This window comes from Deinococcus phoenicis (genome assembly GCF_000599865.1).
Lineage (GTDB): Bacteria > Deinococcota > Deinococci > Deinococcales > Deinococcaceae > Deinococcus > Deinococcus phoenicis.
Map to the genome: position 1 here is coordinate 98,107 of NZ_JHAC01000033.1, position 21,350 is coordinate 119,456.

Below are 21,350 nucleotides of genomic sequence, written 5' to 3' on the forward strand. Positions count from 1 at the left end.
ATAAACTTAGTCGTGATTTTTTTGTTTCATGGCTTTAATGCTCGACGGCTTGCAGAAAATCGAGCGTGTACCTCGCCACCGCTTTGGGGAAGGTGTCAGTCACGGCGTGGGTGCCGCCGGGGATCTCGGCGACTATGGCGTGGGGAATGACGCGGCAGAGGGCGTCCACGGTCCAGGCCTGGATCACCGGGTCGCGCGTGCCGTCCAGCAGCAGCGTGGGAACACGGACGTGGGGCAGCAGGGGGCCGGTCTGATGGTGGCTCTGGTTCTCGGCCAGGCGGTACATCAGGGCGGGGCCGCTGCGGAGGTAGGCGGCCACGCCGGGGAGCAGCAGTTGCGGGCGCTCGCGCGGCAGGTCGCGGGCGAGGCGCAGCAGCTGCCGGGACACGTGGGGGTTCTCGGGGATGCCGGTGGGGGCGCAGGCAATCAGGGCCGTGGTGGAACCCGGGAAGCGGGCCGCCAGGTCGAAGATCACTTCCCCGCCCAGCGAGTGCCCCAGCAGGGGGGCGCCGCGCAGGCCGGACGCCTCCAGCCACGCGGCGAGGTGGTCGGTCAGGTCCTCGATGGTGCGGGGGTAGCCGGGGCGGCCCTGGCTGAAGCCGTGGCCGGGGGGGTCGTAGGCGTAGACGGTGCGCGTGCGGGCGAGTTCGCGGCAGACCCGCACGTACATCCAGGACGCGCACCCCAGCCCCGGCACCAGGACCAGCGGCGGACCCGCGCCCCGGACCCAGGCACGCGTCCGGAGGCCCTCCACCCGGACCGTGTGGAGGCTCAAGCCTCCCCCGCCCCTTCCCGCAGGAAGTCCAGCACCAGGGCGTTGAACCGGGCCGGGGCGTCCACCATCACCACATGTCCGGCGCGGGGGATCTCCTCGTACCGGGCACCCGGGATCGCCTGCGCGAGGGCGCGGCCCAGAGCGGGGGGCACCAGGGCGTCCCGGCCCCCCCAGATGACCAGCGTGCGGGCCGTGAGCTGCGGCAACAGCTCCTGCACGCTGTCTTTCAGCAGGTCGGTGGTGCTGCGCCACAGGTTGCGGGGACCGCTGCGGGCGGCGTCGGCCAGGATCCGGGGCACGAAGGTCAGGCGGCCCGTGAGCGCGGCGCGGGGCAGGTTCAGGGCCACCCGGTAGAGGCTGCCCCGGAGCAGGCCGCTCGCGCAGGCCAGCACCAGATTCTGCACGCGCCCGGGGCGCAGCGCCGCCACATGCATGGAAATATGCCCCCCCAGCGAGTGCCCGATCAGGGTGACGCGCCGGAGGTCGAGGCTGTCCATCCAGGCGGCGATCAGCGTGGCCGCGTCCCGCACCCCCAGCGCACGCTGGCGGTAGGCCTGGCCGTACCCGGCGAGGTCCAGCACGTAGACCCGGTGGGCGGCGGACAGCGCGGGGATATTGCGCCGCCACCAGCGGCCTGACCCGCTCAGCCCGTGCACCAGCACGATGGGGTCGCCCTGGCCGGTCTGGTCGTAGCGGAGGGTCGCGCCACGGGAGCGGAATTCCAGGGATCGCACCCGGGGAGAATAGTGGAAAGGCCCCCACCGGAGCGGGAGCCTTAAGAAAGAGGACCGGAATCAGGCCGGGACGGCGGTGTAGGCCAGTTCCAGAAACAGGGCGTGCAGGCGGGCATCGGGCGTGAGTTCGGGGTGAAAGGAGCTGGCGAGCAGGCGGCCCTGGCGGGCCAGGACGATCTGGCCGGCGTGGCGGGCCAGAATCTCGACCCCTTCTCCGACCCGCTCGATGACCGGCGCGCGGATGAAGACGGCGGGAAAGGGGGCCGTCAGGCCGCGCACGTCCAGCGGCGTATGGAAGGAATCCACCTGCCGCCCGAAGGCGTTGCGCCGCACGGTGAGGTCCATCAGGGCGAGGCTGTCCTGGTGGCCGCCGAACTGTGGGGGCGCGCCCCCGACCTCACGCGCGAGCAGGATCGCGCCCGCGCAGGTGCCCCAGATGGCCCCGCCCGCCGCGTGAAAGTCGCGGACAGGTGCCCACAGCCCGAAGTCGGTCATCAGACGGGCGATGGTGGTGCTTTCGCCGCCGGGAATGACCAGGCCGCCCAGCCCCACGAGGTCGCCGGGGAGCCGCACCTCACGGACCGGGGCACCCAGCGATTCCAGACGCTGCCGGTGTTCACGGAAGGCCCCCTGGAGGGCCAGGACGCCGATGGGGGTGGGTTGGGTCATAGGGAAGGCCGCTTCCGTTTACCAGCCGCGCGTGGCGAGGCGTTCTTCGGGGATCAGCGAATCGATGTTGATGCCGGTCATGGGCGCGCCGAGGTCCTCGCTGATCTCGGCCAGCACGTCGGGGTTCTGGTAGTGGGTGACGGCCTTCACGATGGCGTGGGCGCGGCGCTCGGGGTTGTCGCTCTTGAAGATGCCGCTGCCGACGAACACGCCGTCGAGGCCCAGGTGCATCATCAGGGCGGCGTCGGCGGGGGTGGCGACGCCACCGGCGGCGAAGTTCACGACCGGCAGCTTGCCATGCTGGTGGACGTACTGCACCAGGTGGTAGGGGGCCTGGAGGTCACGGGCGACCGTCATCAGCTCGTCACTGGGGCGGGCCTGGATGGAGCGCAGCTCGCCCAGGACGGTGCGGGCGTGGCGCACGGCCTCGATGATGTTGCCGGTGCCCGCCTCGCCCTTGGTGCGGATCATGCTGGCCCCCTCGCCCACACGGCGCAGGGCCTCGCCCAGGTTCTTCGCGCCGCAGACGAACGGCACGGTGAACCGGCTCTTTTCGATGTGGTACTGGTCGTCGGCGGGGGTCAGCACCTCGGACTCGTCGATGAAGTCCACGCCGAGCGCCTGGAGAATCTGCGCCTCGACGAAGTGCCCGATGCGGACTTTGGCCATCACGGGGATGGTCACGGCGGCGATGATCTCCTTGATCATCTTGGGATCGCTCATGCGGGCCACGCCGCCGTCGGCGCGGATATCGGCAGGAACGCGCTCCAGGGCCATCACGGCGGTCGCCCCGGCGGCTTCCGCGATGCGGGCCTGTTCGGCGGTCACCACGTCCATGATGACGCCTCCCTTGAACATCTCTGCGAAGCCCTGCTTGATCTGGGCGGTTCCGGTCTGCGTGGGTTCGGTCATGCGGGCAGTATGCCGCGCAACTGGCCCCAGAAGCAGGGCCAGTTGCGCGGACATCAGGGGGTCAGTTCAGCGGGAGCGGGCCTGCACGACGCGGCGGATACTCTCCACGAGTTGCGAGGGACGAAACGGCTTGACCAGGTACTCGGTCACCAGGTCGGGGACGTGTTCGGGGCGGCTGAGGCCGGAGAGGAACACGACCGGGGGCATGGCGCACCCGAGGGCGGCGTGCAGGCGGCGGACCGTCTCGAAGCCGTCCCAGGGCGTCATCAGCACGTCCATCACGATCACGTCGAAGGTGGCCGCCTGGGCGGCGGACAGGGCGTGGGGGCCGCTGCGGGCGGTGGCGACCCGGAAGCCGTGCAGCCCCAGGGTGAGGTCGAGCAGTTCGAGAATCTGCGCCTCGTCGTCCACGACCAGCAGGCGCAGGCCCTCCGGTTCGGCCCGTCCGTCCGCCGGGTCACTCATGGCAGCAGCGCCAGCGGGTCCACGGCCTGCCCGTCCAACCGGATCTCGAAGTGCAGGTGGGGACCGGTGCAGATCCCGGTGCAGCCGACATACCCCAGCAATTCGCCCTGCTGGACCGTCTGCCCGGCGGCGACGGCGGTGCGGCTGAGGTGGCCGTAGACCAGGGTGCTGTTGCCCTGAACCGTGTAGACGTTCATGCCGTACGCACCATACCCGCTCTCGGTGACGGTGCCGGCCGCAGAGGCGTAGATGGGCGTTCCGGCGGGCGCGGCCAGGTCGACGCCGCCGTGAAAGACCTGTTTGTGGAAGTCGATGTCGGCCTCGCCGTAGCGGCTGGTGACGCGGTAACTGTGCATCGGCCAGGCCAGGCCGCCCCCGGCGGAGACGTTCACACCCGCCGCCCGGGTGCTGAGCGGCTGCGCGGCGGCCTGCTGGCGCTGCCGGGCACGCGCCAGGGCCTGCGCGGCCTCGTACTGCACCTGCCGCTCGTATTCGGCGACGCGGCGCTGACGCTCGGGGCTGCTTTTCCAGGCGAGGTACGCCTCGTACTGGGCCTGACGGGCGGCCTGTTCTTCCCGGCGCGCGCGTTCGCGGTCCCGTTGCCAGCTGAGGTAGCGCTCGTACTGGGCCTGGACCCGCGCCTGCCGCTCGGCTTCGGCCTGGGCCGCGCGGCGCTCGATCAGCCGTTTGTGGAAGCTCTCGGCCTGGATGCCGGGCAGCAACAGGTAGTCGCCCACGGTCAGGGCCGTGGGAAGCCTGCCGTTCGCGCGGGCGGTGCGGGTCAGGTCCGCGCCGTAGGCCGCGATCAGGGACAGCGCCGTCTGGCCGGGCTTGATCCGGACCAGCAGACCGCGCTCGGCGGTGGGAATCAGGAGCCTCTCGCCCGGCGTCAGGTCGTCGAGGCTCTCGCGGCCCAGGTTGGCACTCAGCAGGTCCACCAGACTCAGGTCGTGGCGGGCCGCGACGGCGGCCAGCGTTTCACCGGGACGAACCGTGTGGGTGAGGACCGAGGCGGGGAGGGCGGGGGGGCGGGCCAGCTCGGGTAGCGGCAGCCGGACGCGCAGGACACGCGCTTCCTCGCCCGCTGGGCGGGGCAGGGCCGCGACCGCCGCCGGGGCCACGCCGTAGCGGGCCGCCACACGCGCCGCCGCCTGCGCGGTGACCACCAGCAGGCTGGACGGCTCGGTCAGCCGGGTCAGGCGAACGGCGGGGAGGGCCGCGCTCAGCTGCTCGGCGGGCGCGGGGATACCCAGCAGGGTGGCCAGATGTTCCGAAGTCTCAGGGGCTTCGGGCCGGGCCGCGGCAGGCGGAACGAGGGCGGACAGCCCCCACAGCGCGAGGCCGGTCAGGGCCAGCCGCCGGGACAGGCGCGAAGAACCCCGGGGGGGGCAGGTGGGAAACTCAGGCACGGGGCCTCCAGGGGCGCGGCACCCACCCGGGGGCGGGACCGCTCGGCGACCTCCCGGCATGGCCAAAGGGCCAGCCAGGCAGGCACAGAAACGAAAAGGAACAGCCGAAAAGACGCCCGTCACCGGGGACGGGGGCTGGGCGCAGCCGGAGTCAGCCGCCCGCGAGGGCTTGCAGGAACTCGACGTTGTTGCGCGTCTTGCCCATGCGGCCCAGCAGCATCTCCATCGCGTCGGCGGGGTCCATGTCGCTGATCACCTTGCGCAGGAGCCACATCTTCTTGAGCACTTCGGGCTGAAGCAGCAGCTCCTCACGGCGGGTGCCCGACTTCAGGATGTCGAGCGCGGGGAAGATGCGGCGCTCTTCCAGGCGGCGCGAGAGGACCAGTTCGGCGTTGCCGGTGCCCTTGAACTCCTCGAAAATCACGTCGTCCATGCGGCTGCCGGTTTCCACCAGCGCGGTCGCCAGGATGGTGAGGCTGCCACCCTCGCGGATGTTGCGCGCGGCGCCCAGGAAGCGCTTGGGCCAGTGCAGCGCGTTGGAGTCCAGACCGCCCGAGAGGGTGCGCCCGGTGGGCGGCGTGACCAGGTTGTTCGCGCGGGCCAGGCGGGTGATCGAGTCGAGCAGGATCACCACGTGGCCGCCTTCCTCCACGATGCGGCGGGCGCGTTCGTGGACGAACTCCGCGACGCGGACGTGGTGCTGGGGCGGCTCGTCGAAGGTGGAGGCGATCACCTGGGCGCCCTGCACGCTCTCGCGGAAGTCGGTGACCTCTTCGGGGCGCTCGTCCACCAGCAGGACCATCACCGTCACGTCGGGGTAGTTCTTGACGATGGAGTTGGCGATTTTTTTGAGCAGGGTGGTTTTCCCGGCTTTCGGCGGCGCGACGATCAGCGCCCGCTGCCCGCGCCCGATGGGCACCAGCAGGTCCACCACGCGGAGCGACAGGCTGTCGTCCATCAGCGGGTCTTCGAGCACGAGCTGCCGGTCGGGGAAGGTGGGCGTCAGGTCGTCGAAGCGGGGGCGCTGGCGGGCGGAGTCGGGGTCCAGGCCGTTGACCGCCTCGACCTGCACCAGCGTGCCGTAGCGCTCGTTCTCGCGGGGCCGGCGGGCACGGCCGATGATCTCGTCGCCGGTCCGCAGGTGGAACTGTTTGATCAGGCCCGCCGTGACCAGCACGCTGCGCGACGCGGGGTCGAGCAGGTCCGATTGCAGGAAGCCGTAGCCGTCGGAACTGATCTCCAGGAAGCCGCGCGCCAGGACCTGCCCCTCGGCCTCGGCCTGACGCTCCATGATGGCGAGCGCCAGGGCGTCCTTTTTCAGCTTGCGGTAGTTCTCGATCCCGGTCTGGGCGGCGATCAGGTGCAGCTCCGGCAGGATCTTCTGCTGGAGTTCGTGAAAGGGCAGGGGGGCGAGATGGGGTTCGGTCACTGCTTCTGGCCTCCCTGGACCGGCTCACCCTGGGCCGTCACGCCGCCCTGCTGCGGGTTGGTGCCCGCCTCGCTGGAGGGGGTTTCCGGGCTGGCCCCGGCGCGCTTGGCCCAGTCCTTGAGGAAGGCGTCCAGGCCCGCCTGCGTCAGCGGGTGCTTGATCATCTGGGTAAAGACCTTGTAGGGCACGGTCGCCACGTCGGCCCCGGCCAGCGCGGCCTGCACAACATGTTGCGGGTGGCGGATCGAGGCGGCCAGCACCTTCGTCTGGATGTCGCCCAGCACGTAGGCTTCCTTGATCTGGCGGACCAGCTCGATGCCGTCCCAGCCGATGTCGTCCACGCGGCCCGCGAAGGGGCTGATGTAGGTCGCGCCCGCGCGGGCGGCCAGCAGCGCCTGCGGCACGCTGAAGCACAGGGTGATATTGGTCTTGATGCCCTCACTGGAAAGCGTCTTGCAGGCTTGCAGGCCCGCCGGGGTGAGGGGCAGTTTCACGACGACGTGGTCGCTCCAGCCCGCCACCTCGCGGCCTTCCTTGATCATGCCTTCCGCGTCGAGCGCGGTGACCTCGGCGCTGATCGCGCCGCCGACCAACTGGGCAATCTCCTGAATGACTTCCCTAAAGTCGCGGCCCGAGGAGGCGACCAGGCTCGGGTTGGTGGTGACGCCCGACAGGACGCCCCAGGCGTTGATTTCACGAACCTCGTCGATGATCGCGGTGTCGATGAAGAATTGCATGTTGACTCTCCTTGGAGGGATTGTAAGGGGCGCACCGGGTGGCCCGCCAGAGCCACCGGGTCAGCCGGCAGCTTCCGGCTTCCCTGCTGCCTGACAGTTCACCATATCTGCCTGGGCCGGAATGCGTCACCTGACGGATTGACCTGCCCATGCTGCGCGCCTACCATGAGGGGCACCCCCCAGCGGGGGTGAGCAACGCACAGGCGAACGCGAGAAGAGTACGCGGGGTTTATGCGGCCACGAGCGAGTCAGGGACGGTGAAAGCCTGACGGTCCGCCCCCCGCCGAAGATCATCTCCCGCGCCGACGGAAGAACGGCCCCCTCTGCCGGGGTGGGACCCAGTAGACCCGTCCGGAAGCCCCCCGGCAGAGGGCAGGAGCGAGGCCGCCGTTTCAGGTGGTGAAGTTGGGTGGTACCACGCGCGAGAACGTTTCCAGGCGCGTCCCAGCACCGAAGGCTGGGACGCGCTTTGTTTTTGGTCTGTCAAACCGTCCGACCGCCGAACAGCCCCCGTTAGACCCTTAGACCGTCAGACGGTTAGACCCGCCGAAGGAGCCACATGACCACCACCGACCCCAGGCCCACCACCTCTCCCACCACCCCTTCGGACACTCTTTTCCAGCCCGTCAACTCGCAGCCCAGCTTCCGCGATCTGGAAGCGGAGGTGCTGAACTTCTGGCAAGAGGGCCATATCTTCGAGCAGACGCAGGAGCGCCAGGAAGGGCAGCCGGAATTCGTCTTCTACGAGGGGCCGCCCACCGCGAACGGGCGCCCGGCGCTGCACCACGTCCTCGCGCGCTCCTTCAAGGACCTGTTTCCGCGCTACAAGGTGATGCAGGGCTACCACGTCACCCGCAAGGGCGGCTGGGACACGCACGGCCTGCCGGTCGAGATCAGCGTGGAGAAGAAGCTGGGGCTGTTGGGGCGCAACCACGGGGCGAGCCGGGCGGAGCTGGAGGAGTTCAACCGGCTGTGCCGCACCTCGGTGTGGGAAACCATCCAGGAGTGGAACACCTTCACCGAGCGGCTGGGGTACTGGGTGGACCTCAGTGACCCCTACATCACCTACGAGAACGAGTACGTGGAGAGCGTGTGGAACCTGCTGAAGCGGTTGCACGCCCAGGGGCTGCTCGCGCAGGACTACAAGGTGGTGCCGCTCAGCCCGCGCATCAGCACGACCCTGTCACGCGCCGAGCTGGGCGAGGTGGACAGTTACCGCATGGTGGACGATCCCAGCGTGTACGTGCGCTTTCCGGTGATCTGGGACACGCTGCCTGAGCGGGCACACGCCGCGCTGAGTGGGCTGACCGGCGAGGACCGGCAGAACCTCGCGCTGGTGGTGTGGACCACGACGCCCTGGACACTGCCGAGCAACACGCTGGCGGCGGTGAACGCGGACCTGACCTACGTGGTGGCGCGCAGCGAGGCGGGGCCGATCATCGTGGCCCAGGAGGCGGTGGAACGCCTCAGCGGTTTGCACAAGAATGCGCCGCTGGAGGTGCTGACCACCTTCCGGGGCCGCGACCTGGAGGGCGTGGAGTACGAGCCGCCGTTCCCGGAAGTGGCGACCGAACTGGGCGTGGTCAGCGAACTGCACGAGCGCAACGCGCAGGGCCGCCCGGTGATGCACTTCGTCACGCTGGCCGACTTCGTGTCGGCGGAGGACGGCTCGGGCGTGGCGCACGAGGCCCCGGCCTACGGCGCGGAGGACCTGGAGCTGGCCCGCAAGTACGGCGTGCCGCTGATGTTCGGCGTGGACGACCACGGCATCCTGCGGGTCACGGGCGAGCGCGGCAAGTTCTTCAAGGACGCGGATAAGGGCCTGATCGCGGACCTCAAGGCGCGGGGCCTGATGTTCTGGGCGGGCACGCTGCGCCACCGCTATCCCTTCCACGACCGCACGGGCGACCCGATCCTCTACTTCGCCAAGAAGGGCTGGTACATCCGCACCAACAGCGTGGCGGACCGGATGCTGGAGGAGAACCAGAAGATCAACTGGGTGCCGGCGAACATCAAGAACGGGCGCTTCGGCAACTGGCTGGAGGGCAACGTGGACTGGGCCATCTCCCGCGAGCGCTACTGGGGCACGCCGCTGCCCTTCTGGCTCAGCGAGGACGGCGACCTGCGCGTGGTGGGGAGCGTGGCGGAACTCTCGGAACTCACCGGGCGCGACCTCACCGACCTCGACCTGCACCGGCCGTACATCGACGACATCACGTTCGAGCTGAACGGCAATACGTACCGCCGCGTGCCGGAGGTGCTGGACGTGTGGTTCGACTCCGGCTCGATGCCCTACGCGCAGTGGCACCTGCTGACCGATGAAACGGGTGAGCACGCGCTGCCGGGCACCGAAGCGCAAAAGGAACTGTTCGAGCGCCACTTCCCCGCCGACTTCATCAGCGAGGCGATCGACCAGACGCGCGGGTGGTTCTACAGCCTGCACGCCATCAGCACCATGCTCTACGGCCAGCCCGCGTACAAGAACGTCATCTGCCTGGGTCACATCGTGGACGAACACGGCGCGAAGATGAGCAAGAGCAAGGGCAACGTGGTGGAGCCGCTGCCGCTGTTCGACCGCTACGGCGCGGACAGTGTGCGCTGGTACATGTTCATGGCGTCGGACCCCGGCGACCAGAAGCGTTTTTCCGAGCGGCTGGTGGCAGAGGCGCAGCGCAACTACGTGAACACGCTGTGGAACGTCTATTCCTTCTTCGTGCTGTACGCGAATCTGGACCGGCCTGAGCTGGGGGCCGCGCCCGACGTGAGTCAGCGCCCCGAGATCGACCGCTGGCTGCTCGCGCGGCTGGAGGAGACGGTGCGGGACGTGACGACCTCGCTCGACGCCTACGACGCGCGTGGGGGTGGCCGCGCGCTGGAACGCTTCGTGAACGACCTGAGCAACTGGTACGTTCGCCGCAACCGCAGTCGGTTCTGGGGCGAAGGCGGGCAGGTGGACGTATCGGCCTACGCCACGCTGCACGAGGCGCTCCTGACGGTGTCGCAGCTCACCGCGCCCTTCACGCCGTTCCTGGCCGAGGCCATGTACCGCAACCTCGGCGGCGGCGCGGGGGCACAGAGCGTCCACCTCACCCGCTGGCCGCAGGTCCGCGCGGAGCGGCTGGACGAGCGCCTGACGGCGGAAATGGCCGCCGTGATGAAGGTGGTCGAGCTGGGCCGGGCGGTGCGCGGGGCGCACAACCTCAAGACGCGGCAGCCGCTGGCGAGCGTGACCGTGCGCGCGAGTACGCCCGAACTGACGGAGGCGCTGCAACGGTCGCAGGAGCAGATCATGGAGGAACTGAACGTCAAGAGCGTGCGCTTCCTCGAAGGGGTGACCGACCTGGTGCAGTACAGCCTGCGCCCCAACCTGCCCGTGATCGGCAAGGTGTACGGCAAGGCGCTCCCCGCCGTGCGCGCGGCGCTGGCACAGGCGGACGCGGCGGCGGTGGCGCGCGCCGTGCAGCAGGGCGAGAGCTTCACGGTGGAGGCGCAGGGGCAGACCTTCACGCTGACCGGCGAGCAGGTGCTGGTGGACGCCAAGGCCCCCGAAGGTGTCGCGGCGGCGGAAGACGCCGGGTTCCTGGTGGCCTTCGACACCACGCTGACGCGCGAGCTGGTCCTGGAGGGCCTCGCCCGCGATCTGGTGCGCGGCATCCAGGAGGCGCGCAAGGCGGCGGGCTTCGAGGTGCAGGACCGGATTCGTTTGAGCCTGGACCTCCGGGGGGACGCGCGGGAGGCGGCGGAGATGTGGCGCGCGTTCATCGCCGGGGAGGTGCTGGCGACGGAACTGACCTTCGGCCCGGGCGAGGGTCACGCGTCCGAGGTGGAAGGCGGCACGGCGTATTTGACGCGGCTCTGAGCAGGGCGGCAGGAAGAGCGGCGGACCTTTCACGGTCCGCTCCTTCTTTCTGGTGACCTTGACTGGCTTCCCATCCAGGCCCCAGGGCCGCCCCTCAGGATGAGGGCCAGGAGGACCCCATGCCCTATCAGAGCATCTCGGACCTGCCGCAGTCGCAGGTGGACCAGTACGACCCGCACCAGCAAGAAGCGTTCCTGAAGGCGTTCAACAGCGCCCTAGAGGAGTACGGCGGGGACGAGCACCGCGCCTTTGCCGTCGCGCATACGGCGGCCAAAAAAGCGGGTGACAAGGAACAGCGCGGGCGGTAGCGGGCGGCAGAGGTTCGGCTGGGGTCGCGAAGGCGCCCAGCCGGGTCTTTTTGTCTGGCTTCACTGTTACCACCAGAGTACGGACACCGCTGGGTTCGACCGCCTACGCTGAGGGCATGTGGAACCCCGACCAGTATCACCGACACCGCGAGGCCCGCAGCGCCCCGGTCCGCGATCTGCTCGCCCTGCTTCCTGATCTCCCCTACCACGACGTCGTGGACCTGGGCTGCGGGACGGGGGACCACACGCGGACGCTGGCGCAGCGTTTTCCAGCGGCGCGGGTGCTGGGGCTGGACAGCAGCGCGGAGATGCTGGCGAAGGCGGACCGGCAGGGGGTGCCCAACCTCCGGTTCGAGCAGGGGGACATCCTGGCGCTCCAGGGCGAGTACGACCTGATCTTCTCTAATGCGGCCTTGCAGTGGCTCCCGGACCACCCGGCGCTGCTGGCACGGCTCTGGGCGCAGCTGCGGCCCGGTGGGGTACTGGCGGTGCAGGTGCCCGCGAACCACGACCACGACAGCCACCGACTGCTGACCGACACGGCCCGCGAGTTCGGAGCCGAGTTGGGGGGCTTCACGCGCTTCGGCACGGCGCAGGGAGCCTCGCCGGTGCTGACGCCCGCGCAGTACGCCGAGCGGCTGGACGAGCTGGGCGCTGTGGACCTCACGGCGCTCAGCCGGGTCTATCCGGTGGTGCTGCCGGGCGCGGAAGGCGTGCTGGACTGGACGCGCGGGACGGCACTGGTGCCTTACCTCTCCCGCCTCAACGCGGCGGACGGGGCGCGGTTCACCGCCGCCTATCTGGCGCGCCTGCGGGCACGCTGGCCGGGCGAGCGGATGTACTACGCTTTTACGCGGGTGCTGTTTATGGCGCGGAAGGGCTGAGGGCCTGTCCCCGGCGTTCCACTGTGCGGGCCACACCTGCTGTCTTGTCATGGGCCGCTGGAATGCCTGAGGTTTCTGCTGGCGGCCTTCCGGCCCCCGGGCTAGCCCGCGTAGGGCCGGGCCAGCAGACCGTAGGTGCCGGGGCCGACGTGGGCGCCGATCACGGGGCCGAGCAGTTGCACGCGGCCCCGGGCCACGTTCAGGTTGCTGGCCTTCATGGCCGTCTTGAGTTCGGCGATGCGCCCGGGGTCCCGCCCCGCGTGCCCGATGGTGACGGCCACGGGGTCGCGGCCGAACTGCGCTTCGAGCTGGCCGAGAATGTCGCGCAGGGCGCCGGAAGCCCGCACACGCCGCACGGCGCGCAGGCGGCCCTCTTCGAAGCGCAGCACCGGGCGCATCCCCAGCATGTTGCCGAGGACCTCCTGGGTGCGCGACAGGCGGCCGCCGCGCCGCAGGTACTCCAGGCTGGGCATGGTGAACTCGGCCAGCAGCTCGGCTTGCAGGGTCCGGACGGTCTTGAGGGCGGCCTGTAGGTCGCCGCCCGCCTGGACCGTTTCCCGCGCCGCGATGACGGTTTCGGCCAGGCCCAGCGAGGCCAGGCCGCTGTCGACGACCTGCACGCGGTCCCCGGCCTTCAGGGCCAGGGCCGCCTGGCGGGCGTGTTCGGCGGTGGCCGACAGGTGCGCGCTGAGGTGAATGCTGACGATCCCGTCGTGCGTAGCGAGCAGTTCGCGGTACAGGTCCTCGAACGCGGCCTGGGAGGCGGGCTGGGTGGTCACGTCCCCACCCCCACGCTGGTGGTCGTACACGGCGTCCGGGTCGAGGTCCTGCCAGTCGAGGAAGGACCGGCCCCCCAGCAGCACATGCAGCGGCACGACGTGGAGCCCGAAGGCGCGGGCCGTGTCGGGGTGAAGGTCGCAGGTGGAGTCGGTGACGACGGCTATCATGTGGGGTTCAATCTAGGATGAAGTGCCCTACACAACTCTGACACCTCGCCGTGGTGGGCGGGCCGATCGGGAAAGGGCGGCGCGCGGACGGCCCCTGCCGGTCCTATACTCCGCACTCATGGTTCCTTTTCCAGAAAAGATCGCGGTGCTGTGTCACGCGGGGGCCGGGGGGTCCGGCGTCGTAGCGACCGAACTGGGCCTGATGGTTGCGCGGGCGGGGCACGAGGTCCATTTCGTCGGCTCGGCCATGCCCTTCCGGCTGGCGGGGCACCAAGGCGTGCGCGGGCCGTTCTACCATCAGGTGAGCGGCTTCGCCTACGCCCTGTTCGATCAGCCCTATCCCGAGCTGGCCGCCGCCAACACCCTCACGGAAGTCATCCTGGAGCATGGGGTGACGCTCTCGCACGCGCACTACGCGATTCCGCACGCTACCGCCGCGCTTCACGCGCAGGCCATCACCGGGCAGAGCCGGGTCATGACCACGCTGCACGGCACCGACGTGACGCTGGTCGGTGCCGAACCCGCGTTCCGCCACACCACCCGGCACGCTATCGAGCGCAGCGACCACGTCACGGCCGTCTCGCACTTTCTGGCCCAGCAGACGCGGGAGGTGTTCGGCGTGGACCGCGAGATCGAGGTGATTCACAACTTCGTGGATGGCGAACGCTTCGTGCGCGTGACCGACCCGGCGATGCGCGCCCGCTTCGCCCACCCCGACGAGGCCCTCATCGCGCACGTCAGCAACTTCCGGCCCGTGAAGCGGGTGGAGGACGTGGTGCAGGTCTTTGCCCGCATCGCCAGCGAGATCCCCGCCCGGCTGCTGATGATCGGTGACGGCCCGGAACGGCCCCGCGCCTTCGAGCTGGCCGGACAGCTGGGCGTGATGGGCCGCACGCAGTTCCTGGGGTCCTTCCCCGATGTCCAGACGGTCCTGGGCATCAGCGACCTGTTCTTGCTGCCCAGCAGCAACGAGAGCTTCGGCCTGGCCGCCCTGGAGGCCATGAGCTGCGAGGTCCCGGTCGTCGCGGCCCGCGCGGGCGGCGTGCCTGAGGTCGTCGAGGACGGCGTGACCGGCTTCCTCGCCCCGGTCGGCGATGTGGACGCGATGGCCGACGCGGCGCTGCGGGTGCTGCGCGACCGCGACCTGTACCTCGGCATGGGCGCGGCGGGCCGCCTGGCCGCCCTGACCCGCTTTCACCCCGACCGTATCGTGCCGAAGTACCTGTCGGCCTACGCGCGGACGGTCAGCAGCCCGCTGGTCTGAAGGCCGCCGTCAGGCCGCGAACAGGAGATCAGCGCCCGAGATTCAGCACGGCGGTGTCCTGGCCCTCCACGAAGGGCGCCGCCTTCACGGTGCGGCCCACCTCCACGGCAAAGGCGTTCCAGCCGCGCTTCAGGACCGTTTCGTAGCCCCGGCTGGCCTTGACGGTCACGTCGGCGCTCACCCAGGCGATAAACAGGGAGCCGCCCCCGACGTTCAGCGTCACCTCGCGCAACGCCTCGCCGTCGTCGTGCTGGCCGCTGCGGTTGACGTCGCGGTAGGTGAAGAACTTGAGTTCGCTGGCCTGCGCCGTCCCGCTCACCACGACCGGGTCGAGGACGCCGGGCCAGGAGACGTTCTGCGCGGTCAGCGCCGTCTGGGCGCGGGGGCTGGGGGCGGCGGCGGGCAGGTCCAGACGGAACTGGCCGCCGCTGACGGGCACACTCACGAGTTCCTGAACAGGCTGGCCGGACGCACTGACGGCCCAGCCGCTGAGGCGGGTGTCTGCCGGAACGCTGCCCGCCACACTCCCCGTCACCGTGAGGGCGCTGCCGGACCCGGCGAACAGGGCCGCAGCCAGAGGCAGGAGACGCATCTTCATGCCCCCAGTCTACGCGCGGGCCTGACGCCGATGTGACGAAAGCCGACGTTGCCCCGGGGGGGACGAAACGCGGCCGTCGGGGCCAGGAGCCGGGGCAGCCCGCGCAGGCCCGATCGGCGTTTTCCGCGTCTGCAAGGAGAGGGAGGAGGCCGCAGCACTGTGCTGCGGCCTCCCTCTTCCCTGCTCGCCCGGGTTCAGGCCTGGACGTTCAGGGCCTTTTTCACCAGATCGATGATCTCGGGCATGGTGTCGGCGACGGGCACATTCGCGGCCTTGAAGGCGGCGAGCTTGCTCTCGGGGGTGCCGACGTTGCCCATGATGATCGCGCCGGCGTGGCCCATGCGCTTGCCGGCGGGGGCGCTGCGGCCACTGATAAAGGCCACGACGGGCTTTTTCATGTGGGCGGCGATGTACTCGGCGGCGGCTTCCTCGTCCGCGCCGCCGATTTCACCGATCACCACGACGGCGTCGGTCTCGGGATCGGCCTCGAAGAGGGGCAGCACGTCCGCGAAGGTGGTGCCGATCACCGGGTCGCCGCCGATGCCGACGGTGGTGGAGGTGCCCATCCCGGCGTCGTTCAGCAGCTTGGCGGCCTCGTAGGTGAGGGTCCCCGAGCGGCTGATCAGGCCGATACGGCCGGGTTTCTGGTAGATGCGGTTGGGCATGATGCCCACCTTGCACTCGCCGTTGGTGACCAGACCGGGGCAGTTGCCGCCGATCAGGCGCACGCCCTGGCCGCCCGCCGCGCGGCTTTTCGCGTCGAGTTCCTTGACTTCCTGCACGGCGCGCATCATGTCCACGGTGGGCACGCCTTCCGTGATCAGGACGATCAGGGGCACGCCCGCGTAGGCGCTTTCCAGCACGGCGTCGGCGGCCCCGGCGGGCGGCACGAAGATGATGCTGGTGTCGATGCGGTGCTGCGCCTGCGCCTCGGGGACGCTGTTGTACACTGGGAGGCCCTCGTGGGTCTGGCCGCCCTTGCCGGGGGTGACGCCCGCGACAATTTTGGTGCCGAACTCGCGCATGGCCTTGGTGTGGTTCGCGCCTTCGCGGCCCGTCATGCCGACCACGAGAACCTGGGTGTCCTTGCCTACGAGAATGCCCATTACTTGTTCGCCTCCACCTTGTTCGCCTCGTCGGCCGCGGCCTGCGCGGCCTGGAACATGTCGGGGTACATCTGGATCAGGGGGCTGTTGACTTCGGCAAGGAGGGCCTTGGCCTCTTCCTCGGCGGTTCCGGCCACGCGCATCCGCACGGGCTTGGTCAGGATGCCCTCGTTCAGCGCCTGGATCACGCCCTTGGCGACCTCGTCGGCGCGGGTGATGCCGCCGAAGATGTTGATGAAGATCGCCTTGACGTCGCTGTCCTTGCTGACCAGCTTGACCGCGTTGTACACGATGTCGGCCTTGGCCCCGCCCCCGATGTCGAGGAAGTTGGCGGGCTTGGCCCCCGCGCGGTTCACCACGTCCAGCGAGGTCATCACGATGCCCGCGCCGTTGCCCAGCACGCCGACATTGCCGTCGAGCTTCACGTAGGCGAAGCCGTACTTGCTGGCCTCGATCTCCAGGGGGTGCTCGGCTTCCAGTTCGCGCCAGTCGGAGAGGTCCTTGTGGCGGTACATGGCGTTGTCGTCGATCTCGAACTTGGTGTCGAGCGCCAGCGGGGTGCCCTGCTCGTCCACGAAGAGGGGGTTGATCTCGACCAGCACGGCGTCCATCTTGAGGGCCGCTTCGCTCATCTTGACCATCATGTCGGCGATCTTGTTGAGGTTGCCCTTGAAGCCTGCCTGGAGGGCCACCTCACGTGCCTCGAAGGGCCGCAGGCCGGTGACGGGGTCCACGCGGAACTTGATGATCTTCTCGGGGGTGGCCTCAGCGACCTCCTCGATCTCCATGCCGCCCTCGGCCGAGGCCATCAGGGTGTAGCTCTGCACGTTGCGGTCCACGATCATGCCGACGTAGTACTCGGTCCCGGCGTCGATATCGACGGCCTTGGTCACGAGCACCTTTTTCACGGTCAGGCCCTTGATGTCCATGCCCAGGATGTTCTGGCCGTTCTCGAACGCCTTGTCGAGGTTGGGGCTGAACTTGACGCCGCCCGCCTTGCCGCGCCCACCGACGTGAACCTGCGCCTTGACGACGACCGGCTGGCCGTACTCGCGGGCGATGTCGCGCACCTCGTCGGGCGTATAGGCCACTTTGCCTTCCTGCACGTTCACGCCGAAGCGGCGCAGCAGTTCCTTGCCCTGATACTCGTGAAGTTTCACGGTGTCTCCTCCTTGGGTGGTGGCCCCTGATGCGGCCCTTCTTTTGTCCCGATGAAGGAGTATAAGCCGCATTCCGCCTGTACAGACACCTTGTCCCCTCGGTGGGGACAGGAAGCGAAGGCCCGGTGTGCGGCGCGGGGGCATGTTACCTTCCGCCTCATGACTCAACTGGAGCAGTTACGGACGGCCATGCGGGCGGCAGGGGTGGACGCCCTGTGGGTGAGCGATCCCGCGAACGTGCGGGCCATCACGGGCTTTTCGAGCGGCGCGGACGGCAAGGTGCTGGTGACGGCAGACGGCGCGACGCTCTACACCGACGCGCGCTATACGGTGCAGGCGCAGGAGGAGTCGCGCGTGCCCCAGGTGATCGCCCGCCCGCCGGAGACGTATCAGGACGCGGCAGAGCGCGTGAAGGGCCAGCGCGTGGGCTTCGAGGCCGAACACCTGACGGTGGCCGGGCTGGAGGTGCTGCGGGACCACTGGGACGCGGCGCTGGTGCCGACGCGCGGGCTGGTGGAAGGCGTGCGGCTGGTCAAATCGCCCCAGGAAGTGCAGGCGATCCGGGAAGCGCAGGCGCTGGCCGACCGCGTGTTCGCGGAGGTGCGCCCGATGATCCGGGCGGGCGCGCGCGAACTGGACGTGGCGCTGGCGCTGGAAACGGGGCTGCGCCGCGCGGGCGCGGAGGTCGGCTTCGACGTGATCGTGGCGAGCGGGCCGCGTGGGGCGATGCCGCATGGTGTGGCCAGTGAACGGGTGATCGAGGACGGCGAGCTGGTGACGGTCGATTTCGGGGCGCGGCTGCGCGGGTATCACAGCGACATGACGCGCACGGTGGCGGTGGGCACGCCCTCCGAGGAATTGCGGCGGGTCTACAACGCCGTGCTGGAGGCTGAGGAAGCGGCGGTGGCGGCCATCCGCCCGGGGGTGAAAGCGGGCGAGCTGGACGAGCTGGCGCGCGGGATTCTGGAACGGCACGGGCTGGCCGAAGCGTTCGCGCACTCGCTGGGGCACGGCGTGGGTCTGAATATCCACGAGGGGCCGGGCCTCCGCAAGGGCAGCGAGGACGTGCTGGCACCGGGCATGGTCGTGACGGTGGAGCCGGGCGCGTACCTGCCGGGCGTGGGGGGCGTCCGCATCGAGGATCTGGTGCTGGTGACGGACACGGGCTACGAGGTGCTGAGCCACAGCCCCAAGGAGCGGCTGTGAGGGTGGGGCTGCTGGCGGCGGTGCTGGTCGCGGGATCGCTGCTGGCTGGCCAGCTGCCGGGCGGGACAGCCCAGGCCAGTTCGTTCCAGCAGGGCCAGGCCGTGTATTACGGCGGAAAATACAACCGGCACACCCGCATGACGGCGGCGCACCGGACGCTGCCGCTGGGCACCTGGGTCCGGGTGACGCATACGCGCACGGGCCGCAGCGTGGACGTGCTGATCAACGACCGGGGGCCGTTCGGAAACCACCGCCGCGTGATCGACCTGTCGCGGACGGCGGCCTCAAGGCTGGGCATCCTGTCGGCGGGCGTCGCGCCCGTGACGGTCCGGGTGCTGTCGCGGCCCTGAGCCGCCCCCGCCGGAGAGTGATGTTAGAATCTGCCCGGGTTTCACCCTAAGAGGAGGAGTTTCAATGACGATGGAAACGGCGCTTCTGACGCTGGACACGCTCGCCAAGTACCTGCGCGAGAAGGAAGTCCAGCTCGACATGGAAGAAAACAACGGCCAGCGCTTCATCCGCATGGGCTGGCGCTTCGAGATGGGCGACGCCGCCGTGCTGGTCAGCGTGAACGACGGCCCCAACAACACCAGCCGCCTGGAAATCACCTGCGTGACCCAGAAGACCTACGAGGGCCGCCGCCAGGAAATCATGGTCATGCTCAACGACCGCAACCGCGAGCGCGCCTTTTCCCGCAGCGTCGACGGCGACGGCAACGTCTGGCTGGAGTACGTGGGCTTCTACCCCACCCTGGCCGAGATGCCCCAGGAAACCTTCGACACGCTGTTCGGCGGCGTCCTGATGCACTTCCAGGACGACTACGCGGCGCTCGAAGGCTTCCAGCCCCAGGGCATGCAGGTTCAGCAGCCCCAGGCCTGAGACGCTTGAAGGTAAGGGCGGGATTTCCTGCCCTTGCTTTTAAAAGTGGCAAGTGAAGAGATTCACGATAAAACTCGTCGTGAATTTTTTGTTGCAAGTGAAAGACAAAGGGCGGCCCAGCTCAGGCCGCCCCGGTTCAGGACCTCAGGTGCGGTCGGCCAGCAGCTCTTCCAGGCGGTCCACGTACCCGGCGAGGGTACGGAAGGTGGCCTTCACGGGTTCGGGGCTGAGCATGTCCACGCCCGCCTCCTTCAGGGCCTCGATGGGGTCGAGACTGCCGCCGGACTTCAGGAAGGCGAGGTAACGTTCACGGGCGGCGTCGGGGTCCACGTCGAACTGCGCGAGGAGCTGGTGGGCGGCGCTGATGCCGGTGGCGTACTGGTAGGCATAGAAGTTGGCGTAGAGGTGGGTGGAGAACTGCGCCCAGAGAATGCCGCTGCGTTCGCGGTCCATCGTCACGCCGTCGCCGTAGCCCTGTTTCAGCAGGTCGGCAGTGAGGTCGATCAGGTCGGGCGCGCTGAGGGTGCCGCCCGCCTCGATCCGGCGGTAAGCCTCCAGCTCGAAAGCCGCCAGCGTGGGCATGATGAAGAAGTAGCGGTGGAAGTTGGCGAGGGCCTCCTCGATCAGGGCGACCTCGAAGTCGGTGTCGCCAGACTCGCGGGCCTGCCGCAGCAGGTGGGAGCGGACCATCGCCTGATTGAAGTTGCTGGCGACCTCGGCGTGGAAGAGGGTGTAGCGGGGTAACTGGTAGGGATGCTCGCGCTGCGAGAGCAGCGAATGCATGGAGTGGCCGATTTCGTGGGCCAGGGTGGAGTAGCTGCCCACGGTGCCGTTCCAGGTCATGAAGATGTAGGGTTTGACGCGCCCGCCGCCGTTGGAGTAGGCGCCCTGGCGTTTGCCGTCGTTCTCGGCGTAGTCGACCCAGCGCTCGGTGGTCAGGCCCTGCCGCATGTCTTGTATATATTCGGGGCCGAGGGGAGCCATACCCTCGCAGATCCATTCCACCGCCTGCGCGTAGCTGACCTCTCGGGGGGGGACCAGGGCGGCCTTCACGTCGTACTCGCGCAGCTCGGGGAGCTTCAGCCACGCGCGGCGCACATTCCAGTAGCGGTGCCAGGTGGGGGTGTGGGCGCGGTAGGTGTCCAGCAGGGTGGTCACCACTTCGGGCGGGATGCGGTTGGGCGCGAGGGTGGCGGTGATGGCGTCGGGGTAGTGGCGGGCGCGGGCCAGGAAGACGTTCTGGCGGACATTGGTGGCGTACATCGCGGCCTGCGAATGCCGCACGGCGAGGTGGGCGTCGGCGTAGTTTTCCCAGGCTTCGCGGCGCACCTCGCGGTCGGGGTCGGAGGTGAGACGGTCCACGTTGCCCTGGGTCACCGGCTCACCACCGGCGGTGCCGAAGCGGAGGTCCATGTTGGCCAGGGCCGGGTGAATGCCGCGTTCGGAGGCGAAGGGGGCCTGTACCGCGCCCAGGAGTTCTTCGACCTCGGCGGAGCGGACGTGGGCGCGGTCCCGCCAGAGGCGCTCCAGGCGGATGCGGTCGTCCTTCAGATTGGGGCGCGTGAGCCACTCGCGGACCCTTCCCTCGTCGAGCGCGAGCAGTTCGGGGTCGGCAAAGGCCGTCACGCTACCGTAGCGGGCACCGATGCCGCTGGCCCGGTCGCGGCGGGCGGCAGCCACGGCGTCGCGGCCGTCCACGCTTGAACCCATGCCCGCGTAGGAAAAGAGGCGGGTGAGGCGCAGTTCCACCTCGTCGGCCTCGCGCAGGTAGCCGGCGAGGGCCTCGGGGCTGTCCCCCAGCTTTCCGGCGTGGGCGGCCAGCGCGTCGATGGCGGCGGGCAGGGCATCGGCCTCGGCGTCCCAGGCTTCGGGCGTGGCGAAGAGGGCCTCGATGTCCCAGGTCTGCTCGCGGGGAACGTCAGCGCGGCCCGGCAGGGCCTTCCTTTCGGTTGTGGTCACGTCCGGCAGGCTAGCACCGCACTCCGGGCGGAGCAGAGTCCGCCATTTGA

At 69.4% G+C, this 21,350-nt stretch carries 20 protein-coding genes; 7 read left to right on the forward strand and 13 right to left on the reverse strand.

Annotation, left to right across the window (positions count from 1 at the left end; translation table 11 throughout):
- Window positions 1–34: 34 nt before the first annotated feature.
- The 8 genes from DEIPH_RS11225 to fsa form a co-directional block, all read right to left on the reverse strand.
- The gene (locus DEIPH_RS11225) at window positions 35–775 is read right to left on the reverse strand and encodes an alpha/beta fold hydrolase (RefSeq protein ID WP_034357987.1); all 741 of its coding nucleotides are present in this window, start codon (window positions 773–775) and stop codon (window positions 35–37) included.
- Entirely contained in the window at window positions 772–1,509 is a 738-nt protein-coding gene (locus tag DEIPH_RS11230; protein WP_034357990.1) for an alpha/beta fold hydrolase, read from the reverse strand. The genes DEIPH_RS11225 and DEIPH_RS11230 overlap by 4 nt, the downstream gene beginning before the upstream one ends.
- Window positions 1,510–1,569: 60 nt before the next feature.
- Entirely contained in the window at window positions 1,570–2,178 is a 609-nt protein-coding gene (gene pdxT / locus DEIPH_RS11235; protein WP_034357993.1) for a pyridoxal 5'-phosphate synthase glutaminase subunit PdxT, read from the reverse strand.
- Window positions 2,179–2,196: 18 nt separating this feature from the next.
- Window positions 2,197–3,090: a pyridoxal 5'-phosphate synthase lyase subunit PdxS gene (gene pdxS, locus DEIPH_RS11240; RefSeq protein WP_034357996.1), complete on the reverse strand. Its 894-nt coding sequence runs from the start codon at window positions 3,088–3,090 to the stop codon at window positions 2,197–2,199.
- 66 nt (window positions 3,091–3,156) lie between these two features.
- The gene (locus DEIPH_RS11245; protein WP_034357999.1) at window positions 3,157–3,555 is read right to left on the reverse strand and encodes a response regulator; all 399 of its coding nucleotides are present in this window, start codon (window positions 3,553–3,555) and stop codon (window positions 3,157–3,159) included.
- Window positions 3,552–4,964: a peptidoglycan DD-metalloendopeptidase family protein gene (locus DEIPH_RS11250; protein WP_051517329.1), complete on the reverse strand. Its 1,413-nt coding sequence runs from the start codon at window positions 4,962–4,964 to the stop codon at window positions 3,552–3,554. The genes DEIPH_RS11245 and DEIPH_RS11250 overlap by 4 nt, the downstream gene beginning before the upstream one ends.
- A gap of 151 nt (window positions 4,965–5,115) precedes the next feature.
- Entirely contained in the window at window positions 5,116–6,393 is a 1,278-nt protein-coding gene (gene rho, locus DEIPH_RS11255) for a transcription termination factor Rho (protein WP_034358002.1), read from the reverse strand.
- Complete coding sequence (gene fsa / locus DEIPH_RS11260) at window positions 6,390–7,130, reverse strand: fructose-6-phosphate aldolase (protein ID WP_034358005.1); 741 nt, start codon at window positions 7,128–7,130, stop codon at window positions 6,390–6,392. Before fsa ends, rho begins: the two co-directional genes overlap by 4 nt.
- 559 nt (window positions 7,131–7,689) lie before the next feature.
- Here fsa and ileS point away from each other — a divergent pair.
- The 3 genes from ileS to DEIPH_RS11275 all read left to right on the forward strand — a co-directional run bounded on the left by ileS (window position 7,690) and on the right by DEIPH_RS11275 (window position 12,181).
- On the forward strand, window positions 7,690–10,989 hold the full coding sequence (gene ileS / locus DEIPH_RS11265) for an isoleucine--tRNA ligase (RefSeq protein ID WP_034358008.1): 3,300 nt from the start codon (window positions 7,690–7,692) through the stop codon (window positions 10,987–10,989).
- 119 nt (window positions 10,990–11,108) lie between these two features.
- The gene (locus DEIPH_RS11270) at window positions 11,109–11,297 is read left to right on the forward strand and encodes a ChaB family protein (RefSeq protein ID WP_034358011.1); all 189 of its coding nucleotides are present in this window, start codon (window positions 11,109–11,111) and stop codon (window positions 11,295–11,297) included.
- 116 nt (window positions 11,298–11,413) lie between these two features.
- Window positions 11,414–12,181, forward strand: coding sequence for a methyltransferase domain-containing protein (locus DEIPH_RS11275; RefSeq protein WP_034358012.1), 768 nt, complete (start codon window positions 11,414–11,416; stop codon window positions 12,179–12,181).
- 101 nt (window positions 12,182–12,282) lie between these two features.
- On the opposite strand, the gene DEIPH_RS11280 is transcribed toward DEIPH_RS11275, so the two are convergent.
- Complete coding sequence (locus tag DEIPH_RS11280; RefSeq protein ID WP_034358015.1) at window positions 12,283–13,128, reverse strand: DegV family protein; 846 nt, start codon at window positions 13,126–13,128, stop codon at window positions 12,283–12,285.
- A gap of 118 nt (window positions 13,129–13,246) precedes the next feature.
- Here DEIPH_RS11280 and bshA point away from each other — a divergent pair, with 118 nt between their 5' ends.
- On the forward strand, window positions 13,247–14,392 hold the full coding sequence (bshA, locus tag DEIPH_RS11285) for an N-acetyl-alpha-D-glucosaminyl L-malate synthase BshA (protein ID WP_034358017.1): 1,146 nt from the start codon (window positions 13,247–13,249) through the stop codon (window positions 14,390–14,392).
- A 28-nt stretch (window positions 14,393–14,420) separates the two neighbouring features.
- On the opposite strand, the gene DEIPH_RS11290 is transcribed toward bshA, so the two are convergent.
- The 3 genes from DEIPH_RS11290 to sucC all read right to left on the reverse strand — a co-directional run bounded on the left by DEIPH_RS11290 (window position 14,421) and on the right by sucC (window position 17,256).
- On the reverse strand, window positions 14,421–14,990 hold the full coding sequence (locus DEIPH_RS11290; protein WP_034358019.1) for a hypothetical protein: 570 nt from the start codon (window positions 14,988–14,990) through the stop codon (window positions 14,421–14,423).
- A gap of 194 nt (window positions 14,991–15,184) precedes the next feature.
- The gene (gene sucD, locus DEIPH_RS11295; RefSeq protein WP_034358021.1) at window positions 15,185–16,096 is read right to left on the reverse strand and encodes a succinate--CoA ligase subunit alpha; all 912 of its coding nucleotides are present in this window, start codon (window positions 16,094–16,096) and stop codon (window positions 15,185–15,187) included.
- Window positions 16,096–17,256, reverse strand: a complete 1,161-nt coding sequence (gene sucC, locus DEIPH_RS11300) for an ADP-forming succinate--CoA ligase subunit beta (RefSeq protein WP_034358023.1) — start codon at window positions 17,254–17,256, stop codon at window positions 16,096–16,098. The genes sucD and sucC overlap by 1 nt, the downstream gene beginning before the upstream one ends.
- 159 nt (window positions 17,257–17,415) lie before the next feature.
- Between sucC and DEIPH_RS11305 the strand changes: the two genes are divergently transcribed.
- From DEIPH_RS11305 to DEIPH_RS11315, 3 genes are all read left to right on the forward strand, one after another.
- Entirely contained in the window at window positions 17,416–18,462 is a 1,047-nt protein-coding gene (locus tag DEIPH_RS11305; protein ID WP_034358025.1) for a M24 family metallopeptidase, read from the forward strand.
- Window positions 18,459–18,812, forward strand: coding sequence for a septal ring lytic transglycosylase RlpA family protein (locus tag DEIPH_RS20810; protein WP_034358026.1), 354 nt, complete (start codon window positions 18,459–18,461; stop codon window positions 18,810–18,812). Before DEIPH_RS11305 ends, DEIPH_RS20810 begins: the two co-directional genes overlap by 4 nt.
- A gap of 64 nt (window positions 18,813–18,876) precedes the next feature.
- Window positions 18,877–19,341, forward strand: coding sequence for a YbjN domain-containing protein (locus tag DEIPH_RS11315; protein ID WP_034358027.1), 465 nt, complete (start codon window positions 18,877–18,879; stop codon window positions 19,339–19,341).
- Between the two features lie 144 nt (window positions 19,342–19,485).
- On the opposite strand, the gene pepF is transcribed toward DEIPH_RS11315, so the two are convergent.
- The gene (gene pepF, locus DEIPH_RS11320) at window positions 19,486–21,300 is read right to left on the reverse strand and encodes an oligoendopeptidase F (RefSeq protein ID WP_034358028.1); all 1,815 of its coding nucleotides are present in this window, start codon (window positions 21,298–21,300) and stop codon (window positions 19,486–19,488) included.
- Window positions 21,301–21,350: the final 50 nt, after the last annotated feature.